This window comes from Paenibacillus popilliae ATCC 14706, assembly GCF_000315235.1.
GTDB classification, from domain to species: domain Bacteria; phylum Bacillota; class Bacilli; order Paenibacillales; family Paenibacillaceae; genus Paenibacillus_B; species Paenibacillus_B popilliae.
This window is the reverse complement of the sequence record NZ_BALG01000005.1, coordinates 1-15,939: the sequence shown is the minus strand read 5'-3', so window position 1 is coordinate 15,939 and position 15,939 is coordinate 1. Positions and strand designations below refer to the sequence as shown.

Genomic DNA, 15,939 nt, shown 5'->3' with positions numbered 1-15,939 from the left:
CTGATCAATCAACGACCACGAAAATGTTTGGGCTGGAAGTCCGCTCACGAATCCTTTGCAGAGGAACTGTCGCACTTGGCTTGACAATCCGTCATGTGGTCGATTTGCCGTTGGTTTAAAAACTCGTTTTTATTTGTCTATTAATTGACTGTTTTTAACATCTACAAGGTATTAATTAGTAATTAATGTCAATTTCCGCTGTCGCATCCTACGCGGATGCGTGGATTGAAATAACCCAGACCCGGTGATCTCGCACCCGCTGGTGGGTCGCATCCTACGCGGATGCGTGGATTGAAATCCGGCTTAGTCCCGGTGGATCGCTTAGACATCCCGTCGCATCCTACGCGGATGCGTGGATTGAAATCTTTGAGCCGATAGGCATTTGTATTTGCCTCGTCAGTCGCATCCTACGCGGATGCGTGGATTGAAATTTTTCGTCATTGTCCCGATTCAGCCGGGATACGTGTCGCATCCTACGCGGATGCGTGGATTGAAATCCCTTAGGGCGCTGTAGCGCCCATAGATTTATAGTCGCATCCTACGCGGATGCGTGGATTGAAATAGCGATTGCGTCCGACGATTTCCGCCCTCTACTGGTCGCATCCTACGCGGATGCGTGGATTGAAATTATCTATTTGGAAAGGAATTTATAAGTGAAGAACGTCGCATCCTACGCGGATGCGTGGATTGAAATGCTCGGGTTTTTGAGCCGGAGTCTTTCGCAGGGGGGTCGCATCCTACGCGGATGCGTGGATTGAAATTCGTGGCCGTCGGCGCAGGCCAAGATGCTATCGTCGCATCCTACGCGGATGCGTGGATTGAAATCTCAATTGACTATCAATTTTAAATTCTCAGAAATGTCGCATCCTACGCGGATGCGTGGATTGAAATGCATAAGATCAACGGCTTACCCTGCCAACGATAAGTCGCATCCTACGCGGATGCGTGGATTGAAATACACTCAAAACCGAGTCCAGCCAATACATACAAAGTCGCATCCTACGCGGATGCGTGGATTGAAATACAGAGGAAGGCCATAGAGGCTTGGCCGACCTTGTCGCATCCTACGCGGATGCGTGGATTGAAATCTTGGTTGGATATCCAGGCTCACCTTTAGGGCCTGTCGCATCCTACGCGGATGCGTGGATTGAAATTCTTGGACCGAAGTAGTGACCTTTTGCCCCGAGGTCGCATCCTACGCGGATGCGTGGATTGAAATTCGGAAAGGAAACGGGGAGCCGTATGCGCCGGAAGTCGCATCCTACGCGGATGCGTGGATTGAAATACCTTGGTCGAAAACATGGCGATAAGTGTATCAGTCGCATCCTACGCGGATGCGTGGATTGAAATCTCGTGTATGACTGAAATAGGCGTGATGCCCTTAAGGTCGCATCCTACGCGGATGCGTGGATTGAAATTCTGAAAAGTCTCCTGATTGAAAATCATCAGATGTCGCATCCTACGCGGATGCGTGGATTGAAATCTCCGTACTTAAACCACTCGACGACTTTTCCAGAGTCGCATCCTACGCGGATGCGTGGATTGAAATAACGCGATTATTTCGAGTTTTGCCTTTGTCAGCGTCGCATCCTACGCGGATGCGTGGATTGAAATCGTCCCACCGTGCCCGTTCTGCTTTTCCGATAGCGTCGCATCCTACGCGGATGCGTGGATTGAAATTACTGGCTCTTGGCCACTCCGCTCTGGCCGTCCGTCGCATCCTACGCGGATGCGTGGATTGAAATATATCCTCGATAAATCAATTGCCCATCTCGATAGTCGCATCCTACGCGGATGCGTGGATTGAAATGTCAAGGAGGTGATGAAGCTCCCATGTCCCAACAAGTCGCATCCTACGCGGATGCGTGGATTGAAATAGCCGCTCCGTTCGGTCTGCCGACGACGGCTCCGTCGCATCCTACGCGGATGCGTGGATTGAAATGTAACCCTTGCCCTTTGTCAGCTCCGCCGCGCCTTGTCGCATCCTACGCGGATGCGTGGATTGAAATACCTCCTTAACTATCTCATAATCATCTATCTCTACGTCGCATCCTACGCGGATGCGTGGATTGAAATACGAACGGACTGCTGCAGCAATTGGGAGAAGTTGTCGCATCCTACGCGGATGCGTGGATTGAAATTCGCGAACAAGAAGAAGTTATTTCTCAGCATACGTCGCATCCTACGCGGATGCGTGGATTGAAATTTTACGCGCTTGCTTTAATTCAATTCGTATTTTCGTCGCATCCTACGCGGATGCGTGGATTGAAATATAGAAGCCTGGAGGCGGCGTGTGGTCGTCCATGTCGCATCCTACGCGGATGCGTGGATTGAAATGCAGATGGCGCCGCCGCTTTTAACCGGCCAGACAGTCGCATCCTACGCGGATGCGTGGATTGAAATATCCTGTCGGTATATATGTATAGTGACGATGGTGTCGCATCCTACGCGGATGCGTGGATTGAAATTACGAGCTCTGGACCAGGCAGCGATTTAAAAATCGTCGCATCCTACGCGGATGCGTGGATTGAAATGTCAATTCCATGTTTGATGTATTCCATATCTACTGTCGCATCCTACGCGGATGCGTGGATTGAAATCTTGCTTGTGTGTCGATATCATGGTAGTTCTGAGTCGCATCCTACGCGGATGCGTGGAATCAAATATGAAACCAAAAAAGCATCTCAACTTGTGTCAGAAGATGGCACGGGGTGGGATGCTTGTCTTCTTTTTAGAACATATGTTCTTTGTAAAGTTGTTGTCACTCCTACAACCATTATAGAATGCAAAGTATCGATATGAAGGAAGGTGAGGATGTACGAAGCAATAAATACGGCAGTCAGCGAGCAACTATTGCATCCGAATGTAGTACCTTGTTGGCGAATGTATCATCTTTTCTCTGTATGGAAGTGGATCATATATGTTTCTGCCGCCTATCTCTTGTTTCATTGGAGTGAGGACTTATTCTATAACATATATGGCGTTCGCTTCAGCTATGCCCGAAGAAGTTACGTCCTGACAACGGATGAGATTGTGATTCGGTGGGGGAGCATAGGGTCTGTCAATTTAACGGTTATTCCGCTTAGCCACGTTAGCATGTAGATACCGAACAGGACGTCATCCAGAAAAAGCTGGGCATATCTAAAGTCGTCATCGTAACTGCAGGTGATGCGAATGGCATTGCTTTATTGGAAGATGATGCGATTAAGCTGCGGCGGCAGGTCATTGAACTGGCGAAAATCGGTGATACCGATACGAATAATCAGTAGAAAGCATCCGATCAAGCTTGTGCTTCTTGGCATTATTGCCTTGTATACATTGGCGTCTGGTTGTTGTCTCTAGTCATGATGCAGATTTGCTATTACGAATGGACCGTTACCCGAGATAGCGCCTATATTCATATTCAGTACGGATGGCATAAGAGGAAATCAACCTCCCTTCATACGGCAAAGACTCGATCCGGGTCAAGGAGCAGTGGTTCGTCGTTTTTGGTTATGTGTTCATCGGGATGGGTAGCGTAGGGTATGCAGGGGAGAAGCAGGTGAAGCGGTTGCTACCCGCGATCCACAGGTCAGAGTTGCATGCTGTATATGCTGCATTGGAGCTGCTGTTGCCCGAAACATTTGTGAAGCCGCAGTATCTTTTACCTGTGGGAAAGGCCGAGGAAGAGGTAATTTGATCCTCCTTTTTTTGCTGGAGTAGGCAGGTATAGCTGTAGATGTTGTCAAATATCCAATATTTATAGTATATTATGATAGTATCTGGAAGAGAGTAGTAAGCTTTCATCCTCCATATTCGATTCGGGATACGACAAAGATCATGGCGATAATATCAAGGAAAGGAAAAACGCAGGGAGGAAATGGAGAATTTGCCCGATGTCACTATGTTCGCAGTACAGTAAATACAGCGGTATAAGGAGGAGGGCTGACATGCGATCGATTGCTCATATTCGGGTAAGTGATGGGAAGGTGCAGACCGTAGAACAGCATTTGCTGGAAGTGAAGACGCTGGCGGAAGCATACGGTAAGAAATTGAATATTCCTCATGTGACCGGGCTGGCCGGCATGCTTCATGATATGGGGAAATATACGCGAGAGTTCAGCGGGTATATATTGGCTGCGGTAAGCGGGGTTGCAGATCGGCCGCGACGCGGGGACGTTGATCATTCTACGGCGGGAGGCAAACTGCTGTATGAGCGTTTTCACAGTAATGGTAAGGCGCTTTATCAAGGGATTTTGGCAGAGGTTGTTGGCAATGCGATTATCTCGCATCATTCCTACTTGAAGGATTTTCTGAGTCCGGATTTGGAGTCTCCCTACTTGAAGCGGGTCAGTATCAAAAAAATAGCAGAATTTGAACAAAGCGTCGAAGCCTTTTTTACATACGTTATGAGCGAGCAGGACTTTCAGCAATATGTCGATCAGGCAGTCGTGGAAATAGAACAGTATCTAGCCAGAAAACCTGCCCAAAGTATGGAACAGCAGCTCATGTTCCTGACCAAGTTCGTATTTAGCGCATTAATCGATGCCGATCGAACGAACACAAGATGGTTTGAAATGGGCGAGCCTGACGAGCCGGATCGTAATACAAAGGAATTGTTTTCAAGTTATTATGAAAGACTGATGGCGCAAGTTCATTCTTTTAAGAAAGATAAGCACGCCCGTACGCCGATTGCGTTGTTGCGCAGCGAAATGTCCGAGCTATGCGAACGTTTTGCCGCGAAGCCATCTTCAATTTATACGTTGTCGATTCCTACCGGCGGCGGCAAGACGCTGGCCAGCTTGAGATATGCCTTGAAGCATGCGTTAACCTTTGACAAAAAACGGATTATTTATGTCGTCCCTTTTACGACGATTATTGAGCAGAATGCAGCCGCGGTGCGAAACCTATTGCAAGATGAAGCGAATATCCTCGAGCATCATTCCAACGTTGTAGAAGTGGAAGATGATGATGATGAGCAGGATGGGGTGGCGGTGACCTCGCGGCAAAAGGCGAACCTGGCTAAAGATAACTGGGATACGCCGATTATTTTTACGACTATGGTACAATTTCTGAACGTGTTTTACGCCCATGGAAGCCGAAATATACGGAGACTCCATAACTTATGTGAAGCCGTAATTATATTCGACGAAGTGCAGAAGGTGCCTACGCACTGTATTTCTCTGTTCAACCAGGCATTGAACTTCTTGAAGGAGCATGGAAATTCCAGTATCGTGCTGTGCACGGCGACGCAGCCGGCGCTGCAGTTCGTGGAGCAGAAGCTGGAAATTGCAGAGGATGCGGAGATGATAAGTCATATCGATCAGGTGATTGATGCTTTCAAGCGAGTGGAGTTGATCGATAAAGCGACCGATAGGGCTTGGAATACGGAACAATTGGCATGCTTTGTTCAGGATGCCATTCAGGAAGCAGGCAATATGCTTGTCATCTTGAATACGAAATCGGTCGTGAAGGCGTTGTATGAGCGATTGCAAGCGATGCGGGAACAAAATCAGTTCGGCGCAGGCAAGGAAATATTTGTATATCATTTAAGTACGTCGATGTGTGCGGCGCACCGGTTTGCCATTTTAGAAAAAGTAAGGGCGCATCTTGAACGGGAGGAAAGAGTGGTTTGCGTCAGTACACAGTTGATTGAAGCCGGAGTAGATGTCAGCTTCGATTGCGTCATACGCTCCCTGGCCGGATTGGACTCGATCGCGCAAGCGGCGGGACGGTGCAATCGGCATGGGAAAGATGAGGTGCGGAACGTCTATATCATCGACCACGCAGAAGAGAATCTGAAGCATTTGAAGGAGATTCAAATCGGCAAGGAACTGACACGCACGATGCTTATCGATAGGAAGCGGGATGCAGCGGCATATGGCGGCCAGTTGCTGTCGCGGCAGGCGATGGAATCTTATTTCCAACGATTTTATATGAGGCTGGAGGCGGATTTACATTACTTTGTCTCCAAGCTGCGCAAAGATATGACGGCATTGCTGTATGCCGGCCGAAAAGAAGCAGACAGCTATTTCCAGGCTTATCACCAGAAAAAGAAAAAAGAACAGGCGAAGGATACATGGCTGCCGTTGTTCCTTGCCAACAGCTACGGCACGGCTGCGCAACATTTTCATGTCATTGACGATCATACGCGCTCTGTCATTGTTCCATATGGTGAGAAAGGCAAAGAAGTGATTGCCGACCTGAACGGGGGCGGCACCATTGATGATTTGACGCGCCTGTTGAAACGCGCGCAGCCGTTCACAGTCAATTTGTATGAACACGATCTCCGTCAGTTGGATCGCAGCGGCGGGCTGGAGAGCTGTCTGGACGGAAAGGTGTTCGTATTGAAAGAGGGAGCCTACAGCGAGCATGTTGGTGTTGCTCTGAACAGCGACAGCGGCATGGGATTTTTGGGTTGTTTCTAGAGGAGCGAAGCCTATCTGTTACTGTCGGGAAATTTGAAAAGGGGGCAGATGTATTTGATACGGAACAGCATTGAGTTCGAGGTGTTCGGCAATTATGCGCTATTTACAGATCCATTAACGAAGCTGGGCGGGGAAAAGATGTCCTATCCAGTCCCTACCTACCAGGCGTTAAAGGGAATTGTAGAGTCCATATACTGGAAACCTACGCTATTATTTGTTGTAGATGCCGTTCGCGTGATGAACCCGATTCGGATGGAGTCGAAGGGAGTCCGGCCGATCGAATACAGGGGCGGCAATACGCTTGCGTACTACTCCTATCTGAAAGATGTTCGCTACCAATGCCGGGCTCATTTCGTGTTCAACCCGAACCGGCCGGATCTGGAGTATGATCGCAACGAGCACAAGCATCATAACATATTGAAGCGCTCCTTGCAGGCGGGAGGACGCCGGGATATTTTCTTGGGAGCCAGAGAATGTCAGGGGTATGTGGAGCCATGCGAGTTTAACATAGGAGAGGGCTTCTATGACAATTATGGCGAGCTCCAGTTTGGAACGATGGTGCACGGCATTAACTATCCGGATGAGACGGGCGGGAAGCAGATGGACACACGACTGTGGAATCCGGTTATGAAAAATGGAGTCATTGAATTTATTACACCGGAACAATGTACGCTCGTTCGGCCTGTGGCGCAGATGGAGCCGAAGCGGTTCGCGGCCGGGGAGATCGAGGCGGTTGAGGAACTGGAGGCCTGGCTGGGAGCGGAGGGAAGCCGATGAGCTGGTTGCAGCATTTATATGAAACCTATGAGTCGAATCTGGATCGGGTCGGGGGAATTGAGAAGAAGCATAACGGGCAGGAATTTACGCTGCTTCCGATTTCTCATACGACACAGACGGCACATATTGAAGTTCGTGTCACGGAAGACGGGGAATTCCATTCAGCCATCGTCGTTGACAAGAGCGACGCCAGTACATTGATTCCATGTACAGAGGATTCCTCCAGCCGTTCAGGGAAAGCCGTATTTCCATATCCGCTGCATGATAAAGTAAGCTATGCGGCTGGAGACTACATTGACTATGGCGGACAAGCCGAGAAAGCGGATCAATTTAAAAAATATATTGAACAATTACAGGAGTGGGCGCTGTCGCCATGCAGCCATCCCCACATTGTCAGTATTTATAAATACCTGGATAAAAGACGGCTCGTTCGCGATCTGGTTGAAAAAGAGAACCTGTTGTTCCTTGATGGGAACGGTTGTCTGATTGGCAAATGGGATAAAAAATACGGTGACGAGAAACCGGCGCTGTTTGGCGTGCTGAATGGCGAGCAAGAAAGCGCATTTATCCGTTTTACGGTCTACTCTGCGGTACGGCCGCTCAAGGAAGTATGGCGTGATCCGGAGGTCTATGCGTCGTTCATCCGCTATTATAATAGTAAGAGCAAGCTAGGCAATACCAAGCTCTGCTATGTGACGGGGCAATTGCTGCCGGGTACGGACAAGCATGCGAATAAGATACGAAATTCGGGAGACAAGGCGAAATTAATCTCGGCCAATGATGACAAAGGCTTTACGTTCCGCGGTCGGTTCAGCAGCAGTCAGGAAGTAGCGGGCATTAGTTATGATGTATCGCAAAAAGCTCATAATGCGCTGAAATGGCTTATTCACCGCCAAGGGAAAATCATCGATGGACGTGTATTTCTCGTATGGTCGAATGAGGAGGTAGAGATGCCTGCTCCCGGGGAAGATACCTTTGCTCTGTGTCCAGAACAAAGCGCGGCGCACAAAAGGGAGTCTTTTACAAATGAAGGGTTGGCGCGGGACATTGGCGGCGCTCTGGCTGGGTATGGAACAGGACAGAAACTGTCGGTGACGAATCCCGCTGTGAATCTGCTTATTCTTGACTCCGCCACGACGGGTCGTATGGCCATACTCTATTATCGCAATCTGGACAGGAAGCATTACTTTGAGAAGCTCGTGGAATGGCATTCCAGTTGCGTATGGCTGCACCGCTATCGCAAAGATGAGAGAAGTGGCGACAACGTTTCATTTTTCGGCGCTCCGGCGACGAAAGATATTGCTTATGCCGCTTATGGATCTACGGCAAATGAAAAAGTCGTAAAAGGGCTGATGGAACGCATGCTGCCGTGCATGGTAGACGGTGTCAACATTCCGGCCGATATTGTTAGCAGCGTCGTTCGCCGCGCATCCAACCCGGTGGCGATGGAAAAATGGGAATGGGAGAAGACGCTGAGCATTGCTTGCGCTTTAGTAAATAAGTTCTACCAGAAGGAGGGGTATCAGGTGGTGCTGGATAAAGAAAATGATGACCGCAGCTATTTGTTTGGAAGATTGCTGGGGTTGGCTGATATTTTGGAACGGCGTGCGCTAGGTTCGGAAGAGACGCGCGCCACGAATGCGATTCGCTATATGAACTCGTTCGCGCAACATCCGGAGCGGACGTGGAGGATGATTCAAGCGGGCTTGCAGCCGTATCAGGCGCGATTGGGCGCGAAATGCACTGATCTGACGAAATTGATGGATGAGATTCTGTCCAAATTCAAGTATGAAGACTTTAATGACAAGCCTTTATCCGGAAAGTACTTGCTGGGACTCTCCAGCCAAAGACATGACTTTTTCCAAGGGAAGAAGGAAGAAAATCAAACCAAACAATCCAATGAAGGAGCGAACGAATCATGACCATTCTCGATCATAAAATTGATTTTGCTGTCGTATTTTCGGTAACCAGAGCGAATCCGAATGGAGATCCATTAAACGGCAACCGGCCGCGCCAAAACTATGACGGCCATGGCGAAGTGTCAGATGTAGCCCTGAAGCGGAAAATTCGCAACCGGCTGCAAGATAGCGGCGAGTCTATTTTTGTCCAATCCAATGATAGAAGCGATGATCCGTTCAAAAGCTTGCGCGAGCGCGCGGAAGCAAACGAGGCAATGGCGAAAATTGTGAAGCAAAAAGACGGTTCCAGCGAGGAGTTTTCCCAAGTTGCTTGCGCGCAATGGATCGATGTCCGCAGCTTCGGCCAAGTGTTTGCCTTTAAGGGCAGCGAAAAAAAAGGGGTATCTGTCGGCGTGCGCGGACCGGTCTCGATACATACGGCAATAAGCGTCGATCCGATTGATATTACGAGTATGCAGATTACGAAGAGCGTCAATTCGGAGCCGGGCGAGAAAAGAGGCTCGGACACCATGGGCATGAAGCATCGGGTGGACTTCGGCGTATATGTATTCTATGGCAGCATCAACACGCAGTTAGCGGAAAAGACGGGCTTCACCATGGGTGATGCGGAGAACATCAAGCAGGCGCTCGTTACGCTGTTCGAAAATGACGCTTCTTCCGCGAGACCGGAAGGAAGTATGGAAGTGCACAAGGTGTATTGGTGGGAGCATAGCTCCAAGCTGGGCCAATATTCATCCGCAAAAGTGCACCGCTCCTTGCATGTCAGCAAGAACAAGGAAGAAGCGAGAACGTTCCAAGACTATAAGATTACGCTGGACGAACTGGAAGGCTTGCAGGTAGAGATCATCGATGGCCTGTAATGACGAGGACAGCTACTTCATGCTGTCTGGCATCCAGCATTTTCAATTTTGCAAGCGGCAATGGGCGTTGATTCACATTGAACAGCAGTGGGAAGAGAATGTGAAGACGATCGAAGGACAGCATCTTCATCGTAAAGCAGATCAACCGTTCACAAGAGAAAAGCGCGGCGACAAGCTTGTCGTCCGCGCTATGTCTGTCAAGTCGCATGCATTGAAGCTGACGGGTATCTGTGATGTGGTCGAATTCGTGCAGGACAGCCGTGGCGTAGCGATTCATGGGGCCGAGGGCAAATATATCGCGTATCCTGTGGAGTATAAACGCGGGAAGCCGAAAACGGATGAATCAGATGTATTGCAACTGGCTGCGCAAGCGATCTGTCTGGAAGAAATGCTGTTGTGTGATGTACAGGCCGGATATATTTTCTATCAAGAGCTGATGCGCCGTGTTGAGGTGCCACTTACGGATGAGGTGAAACAACGGGTCAGAGCGGTTGCGGCGGAGATGCAAGACTATATGAAGCGCAACCATACGCCGAAAGTAAAAACCGGGCCATTTTGCAAAAACTGTTCCCTGCAATCCATCTGTCTGCCAGCCCTAATGAATAAACGGACGGTCAAAAGTTATATTGAAGGGAAGATCCGAGATGAAGCGCCTTCTTAACACGTTATATGTAAGCCAGCCGGACGTTTATATGGCATTGGACGGGGACAATATTGTGCTGCTGAAAGGAGAAGAGAAGCTGGGACGGTTTCCACTGCACAACCTGGAAGCGATTGTCGCTTTTGGTTATACGGGGGCCAGTCCGGCGCTAATGGGTTATTGTGCGGAGCGGCATATTGCCATCACGTTTATGACGATGACGGGTAGATTTTTGGCCAGAGTCATCGGACAAAGTAAAGGAAATGTCGTATTGCGGAAAACGCAATATTTTGTCTCTGCGGATGAAGGGTTATCTGCAAAAATGGCACGCAACTTTATTGTAGCTAAAATATTCAATCACAAGTGGATGCTTGAGCGGATGACGCGAGATTACCCGCTGCGGATAGATGTCGCCCAGTTCAAGGAAACTTCGAGCCAGTTATCGTCCATCATGCTGGAAGTGCGAACTTGCGAAGAGCTGGAACGGTTAAGAGGTTTGGAAGGGCAAGCTGCGGTCAGTTATAATAAGACTATGGGCCACATGATTTTACAGCAGACAGACGATTTTTCCTTTCATTCCCGTTCGCGCAGGCCGCCGCTGGATAATGTGAATGCGATGCTATCGCTTGCCTACACGTTGTTGGCGAGTGATATGGCAGCTGCGCTCGAAGCGGTTGGGCTGGACGCTTATGTCGGGTTCTTGCATCGTGATCGTCCGGGACGGGCTTCGCTGGCATTGGACGTAATGGAAGAACTGCGGGGAATCTGCGCAGACAGGTTTGTTCTAACCTTGATCAACAAAAAAATCGTGAACAAGGATGATTTTTATAAAAAAGAAAACGGCGCGGTCCTGATGACAGACGAGGCCAGAAAAAGATTTTTGGCGGCATGGCAAGAGAAGAAACAAGACAAGATCGTGCATCCCTACCTGGGAGAGAAAATGAGTTGGGGGCTTGTCCCGCATGCCCAGTCGTTGTTGTTAGCACGTTATTTACGAGGTGACCTGGACGAATACCCTCCATTTCTATGGAAGTAGGTGTTATGATTGTTAGTGTTAATCACTTATGATGTAAGGACAACGACCAGTGCGGGGCAACGGAGGTTGCGCAGAGTCTCAAAATTATGTCAGAACTACGGTCAGAGAGTTCAAAACTCCGTCTTTGAATGCAATGTAGATGCAGCCCAACTCGCCAGCCTGAAGATTCAACTGGTGGATCTTATCGAACAAAAGGAAGACAGTCTGCGCTTCTATCAATTGGGGAACAACTACAAAAACAAAGTTGAGCATATTGGGGTAAAAGAATCGATTGATATGGAAGGGCCGCTAATTATCTAGTGCGAATGTATAGTGCACATAAAATCCCCGGGGGATTCGCACCATGATTTTACTATTTTATGGTAAAATATATTTTGTGGTTTATGGTAGGAATGAAAAATGACCTACTTTTCGATTCATTTTCAAACTATTTCGGTGAATTTAATCCCATCAATACCGAAATATGGTTAATTTACAATCATTTTCGCTGTCGCATCCTATGTGGATGCGTGGATTGAAATTATGCTGGAATATAAGCCCCGATCAATCGGGGCTTGTCGCATCCTATGTGGATGCGTGGATTGAAATAATATCGCTCTGTTCCGTCTGGTCGATCCGGTCAGTCGCATCCTATGTGGATGCGTGGATTGAAATTTTATTTGTTTCGCGATGCGCTAAATGGAGCATGGTCGCATCCTATGTGGATGCGTGGATTGAAATTCTGACCGGGAGGGATCTCATCAACGCACAGCGGTCGCATCCTATGTGGATGCGTGGATTGAAATAGCGCCAAGACGGCCAATGCTAAAGTGGGCACGGTCGCATCCTATGTGGATGCGTGGATTGAAATACTAGAGGAGGTGAAGTATGAGAATTGGCATACAGTCGCATCCTATGTGGATGCGTGGATTGAAATGCCATTTCCATCAAGGCGCCGTCAGCAGAGGATAGTCGCATCCTATGTGGATGCGTGGATTGAAATTCGCGACACTCGTCACATAGTTGTGACTCGTACCGTCGCATCCTATGTGGATGCGTGGATTGAAATAACATTATTGTGGCCACGAAAGCGTGGTCGAACTAGTCGCATCCTATGTGGATGCGTGGATTGAAATCCTATTTTTAAGGCAGGAACCGAATTGAAAGGTGTCGCATCCTATGTGGATGCGTGGATTGAAATTCACAAAGCTTATTTAACACATAGGCAATACCTTGTCGCATCCTATGTGGATGCGTGGATTGAAATTTTTCCATCCTGGGGCCAGAATGGACGCGGGTCATGTCGCATCCTATGTGGATGCGTGGATTGAAATTGGATCGATTACCTTATCGGCTTCCCTGGTCACCTCGTCGCATCCTATGTGGATGCGTGGATTGAAATCTCCCAAGTTCTGTTTACATCAATTCCACCGTCGTCGCATCCTATGTGGATGCGTGGATTGAAATCGCCAGTGATCGCATGATACTCATCGAACAACTTGTCGCATCCTATGTGGATGCGTGGATTGAAATCGCCAGTGATCGCATGATACTCATCGAACAACTTGTCGCATCCTATGTGGATGCGTGGATTGAAATCGCGAAGGCCGGTATGATTGCACATGCAGATCGGTCGCATCCTATGTGGATGCGTGGATTGAAATTGCGATAAACTCTGAAATGCGCGCCTGGAGTTCTATCGTCGCATCCTATGTGGATGCGTGGATTGAAATATAGTCGTCCATTTGGTCTTTCAGGCGTTCGTTTTCGTCGCATCCTATGTGGATGCGTGGATTGAAATTTGAAGTGTCACTGATGGACAAAGCTGGTAACGGTCGCATCCTATGTGGATGCGTGGATTGAAATGCGTGGGTAGCCGGCGGGATGCTGACGGCTTGTTTAATGTCGCATCCTATGTGGATGCGTGGATTGAAATACGCATCGCCGCATACTCCGCACTAGAGCGTGTCTTCAAACTATAAACTTACTTAAAAACATGGTAAACTTATCCTATGAGAAGACGATACGAAATACGCGATGATCAATGGGACCAAATAAAAGATTTACTACCACCGGAGCGAAAACCTCAAGGTGGTCGTATTGCCAAGGACAACCGAATGATGTTGAATGCCATGCTTTGGGTCGCTAGAAGCGGAGCCCCATGGCGAGACCTACCCGAACATTACGGTTCATGGAAGACGGTGTATACTCGTTTTCGTCGTTGGCAGATGGCTGGTATATGGGATGAAATTCTAAAGCATGTTTCCGTGTCCCCTGATATGGAAAATATCATACTCGATGCTACGATCGTCCGCGTCCACCAACATGGAGCGGGCGCAAAAGGGGGCAGCAATTCCAGGCCATCGGGCGCTCCAGAGGCGGAATAACGACCCAAATTCATGCCATCGTAGATGCGCTTGGAAATCCGTTACGCTTTGAGTTGACCGCAGGCAACTGCCACGACTGCATAAAAGGCTATGAAGTGCTCCAAGATATGAATCTGACCGGCAAGACGGTGATTGCTGATCGAGGTTATGACATGAATAACATTTTGGAACTGATCAAGGAGCAGCAAGCCACTGCTGTCATTCCGAGTCGGAAACATCGCAAAGTCCAAAGAAAGTGCGATTGGTGGCTCTACAAAGAACCCCATCTTGTGGAATGTTTATTCAACAAGCTCAAACATTATCGTAGACTAGCTACTCGTTACGATAAGCTAGCATGACATTTGCCGCTTTTTATCTATGGCCTCTATTTTGCTGTGGTTGAATTAGGTTTGAAGACACGCTCTAGTCAATTGCGTCGCATCCTATGTGGATGCGCGGATTGAAATACAGGAGGAATAACTTACATGAGAGGTCGCAGAGGTATAATATGGCTTATTGTTGTGTTCGCATTTATAGTTTCTGGGGTGGTTGGTATTTATTGGGATAAACTTCAGAGCGGCATTGCTTCAAAACCTGTATCGTTGGGGACTACGATAAAAGGAGATCCGCGTACTTCCCGTGCATTTACTTGGCATACCGCAAGTAGTGGCTCGCAAGGGAAAGTACAAGTTACGGAGGGGGCAAAAGCCGATCCTTGGGACGGAGAAAATGTACTGACATTTACCGCAGAATCAGCAAATATCATTTCCGGAGAGGGGAAGCCGCAAAGCGTACATAAAGCGGAGGCAATTGGCCTTAAGCCGGGTACGACCTATGTGTATCGCGTAGGCAACGGAGAGGACGAGGGATGGAGCGAGCCGGCTATCTTTGTAACGGAAACGGCGGAGCCGGATACATTTTCGTTCATTAACGTAACCGATTCCCAAGGCGTAACCGAAGCGGATTTTACATTATGGGGACGCACGCTGGATCAGGCATTCGCGACTTTTCCTGATGCCCGGTTGATTGTTCATAACGGTGACTTTACGGAAGAACCGGACAATGAAAAAGGGTGGGAGTCTTTTTTTGGACAAGCTGCAAAGTGGCTGGTCAGTGTTCCTTTGATGCCGGTAACAGGGAATCATGATGAAGTGGAAGGAAACGCAGAGCGGTTCACTTCTCATTTTAACGTGCCCGATAATGGAGCGGACGGATCGATTCAGGGCACGAGTTACTCGTTCGATTATGGCTATGCCCATTTTATAGTATTAAATACGGAGTCGAATATTAAGCGGCAGACCGAATGGCTGCAGGAGGATTTGGCGAACAATGACAAGCCTTGGGTTATCGCGGCAATGCATCGTCCGGCTTACGGGGGCAATACCAATAAGAAGGTAGAGGATTGGGTAGAGGTATTCGATCAATTCGGAGTCGATCTGGTGCTTCAAGGCCATAATCATGAATACTCCAGATCGTACCCTGTTCGCAACGGACAGATCGTTCCTGAAGGAGAGGGTCCGGTATATGTTGTCACTAACGCGGCCGGCTCCAAATTTAATGAATTGAAAAAAAACAAGTTTTATCATGCCGTTCATTTTCAAAACTACAAGCAGATGTTTGCCGGGATCACGGTCAGTGAACATACTCTCAGCTATCAAGCCTATGATGTGGACGGTACTCTACAAGATCAATTTGTGCTAAACCGTGAGTAGCGCCCGGAATGATGGCCCCGTTTGTGCTAGAAATATTAGGGACGAGCATTCTATAGTAATGGCACAATCGTACCCGCATATGATTCAGGATTCCACATGATTCTCACGTGATGTAGATATTTGTTGGGAACAACAGCGGCGGCAACAGTACCTACAATGTAATCCTTTTAGGCCCGCCTGGGGTGGGAAAGACTCACCTGTCAGTGGGGCTTGGAATCGAAGCGTTGGAGCGAGGGCATCGGG

General features: G+C 48.5%; 10 protein-coding genes, 1 pseudogene and 2 CRISPR repeat arrays. All 11 genes and pseudogenes read left to right on the top strand.

Annotated features, from left to right (window positions below):
* Nucleotides 1-200: 200 nt before the first annotated feature.
* A CRISPR array of direct repeats spans nucleotides 201-2,665; the repeat unit is 32 nt; unit sequence GTCGCATCCTACGCGGATGCGTGGATTGAAAT.
* Between the two features lie 876 nt (nucleotides 2,666-3,541).
* Nucleotides 3,542-3,679 (top strand): hypothetical protein, encoded by a 138-nt coding sequence (locus PPOP_RS22455; RefSeq protein WP_159101798.1) that lies wholly within the window; start codon nucleotides 3,542-3,544, stop codon nucleotides 3,677-3,679.
* Between the two features lie 250 nt (nucleotides 3,680-3,929).
* A complete protein-coding gene (locus tag PPOP_RS00455; RefSeq protein WP_006283988.1) occupies nucleotides 3,930-6,407 on the top strand; it encodes a CRISPR-associated helicase/endonuclease Cas3 in 2,478 nt (825 codons plus the stop codon).
* A 57-nt stretch (nucleotides 6,408-6,464) separates the two neighbouring features.
* Nucleotides 6,465-7,184: a type I-C CRISPR-associated protein Cas5c gene (gene cas5c, locus PPOP_RS00450; protein ID WP_042226786.1), complete on the top strand. Its 720-nt coding sequence runs from the start codon at nucleotides 6,465-6,467 to the stop codon at nucleotides 7,182-7,184.
* On the top strand, nucleotides 7,181-9,106 hold the full coding sequence (cas8c, locus tag PPOP_RS00445; protein WP_006283986.1) for a type I-C CRISPR-associated protein Cas8c/Csd1: 1,926 nt from the start codon (nucleotides 7,181-7,183) through the stop codon (nucleotides 9,104-9,106). Before cas5c ends, cas8c begins: the two co-directional genes overlap by 4 nt.
* Entirely contained in the window at nucleotides 9,103-9,963 is an 861-nt protein-coding gene (gene cas7c / locus PPOP_RS00440) for a type I-C CRISPR-associated protein Cas7/Csd2 (protein WP_006283985.1), read from the top strand. Before cas8c ends, cas7c begins: the two co-directional genes overlap by 4 nt.
* Nucleotides 9,953-10,624 (top strand): CRISPR-associated protein Cas4, encoded by a 672-nt coding sequence (gene cas4 / locus PPOP_RS00435; RefSeq protein ID WP_006283984.1) that lies wholly within the window; start codon nucleotides 9,953-9,955, stop codon nucleotides 10,622-10,624. Before cas7c ends, cas4 begins: the two co-directional genes overlap by 11 nt.
* Nucleotides 10,608-11,639 carry a type I-C CRISPR-associated endonuclease Cas1c gene (gene cas1c / locus PPOP_RS00430; protein ID WP_042226780.1) on the top strand — a complete coding sequence of 344 codons (1,032 nt, stop codon included), beginning with the start codon at nucleotides 10,608-10,610 and terminating at the stop codon, nucleotides 11,637-11,639. Before cas4 ends, cas1c begins: the two co-directional genes overlap by 17 nt.
* A 9-nt stretch (nucleotides 11,640-11,648) precedes the next feature.
* Nucleotides 11,649-11,939 carry a CRISPR-associated endonuclease Cas2 gene (cas2, locus tag PPOP_RS00425; RefSeq protein WP_006283982.1) on the top strand — a complete coding sequence of 97 codons (291 nt, stop codon included), beginning with the start codon at nucleotides 11,649-11,651 and terminating at the stop codon, nucleotides 11,937-11,939.
* A gap of 189 nt (nucleotides 11,940-12,128) precedes the next feature.
* A CRISPR array of direct repeats spans nucleotides 12,129-13,554; the repeat unit is 32 nt; unit sequence GTCGCATCCTATGTGGATGCGTGGATTGAAAT.
* Nucleotides 13,555-13,630: 76 nt separating this feature from the next.
* A protein-coding gene (locus PPOP_RS19765; RefSeq protein WP_093470936.1) for an IS5 family transposase occupies nucleotides 13,631-14,343 on the top strand; the annotation gives its coding sequence in 2 pieces (ribosomal slippage) (nucleotides 13,631-13,967 and nucleotides 13,967-14,343; 714 coding nt in all).
* 126 nt (nucleotides 14,344-14,469) lie between these two features.
* On the top strand, nucleotides 14,470-15,696 hold the full coding sequence (locus PPOP_RS00410; RefSeq protein WP_006283978.1) for a purple acid phosphatase family protein: 1,227 nt from the start codon (nucleotides 14,470-14,472) through the stop codon (nucleotides 15,694-15,696).
* Between the two features lie 155 nt (nucleotides 15,697-15,851).
* Nucleotides 15,852-15,939, top strand: a pseudogene (locus PPOP_RS19760) (ATP-binding protein); the annotation flags it as partial.

Coding starts and splice junctions, on each gene's coding strand:
- PPOP_RS00410 (WP_006283978.1), top strand. CDS start 14,470: ATGAGAGGTCGCAGAGGTATAATATGGCTTATTGTTGTGTTCGCATTT.
- cas7c (WP_006283985.1), top strand. CDS start 9,103: ATGACCATTCTCGATCATAAAATTGATTTTGCTGTCGTATTTTCGGTA.
- cas8c (WP_006283986.1), top strand. CDS start 7,181: ATGAGCTGGTTGCAGCATTTATATGAAACCTATGAGTCGAATCTGGAT.
- cas4 (WP_006283984.1), top strand. CDS start 9,953: ATGGCCTGTAATGACGAGGACAGCTACTTCATGCTGTCTGGCATCCAG.
- PPOP_RS00455 (WP_006283988.1), top strand. CDS start 3,930: ATGCGATCGATTGCTCATATTCGGGTAAGTGATGGGAAGGTGCAGACC.
- cas1c (WP_042226780.1), top strand. CDS start 10,608: ATGAAGCGCCTTCTTAACACGTTATATGTAAGCCAGCCGGACGTTTAT.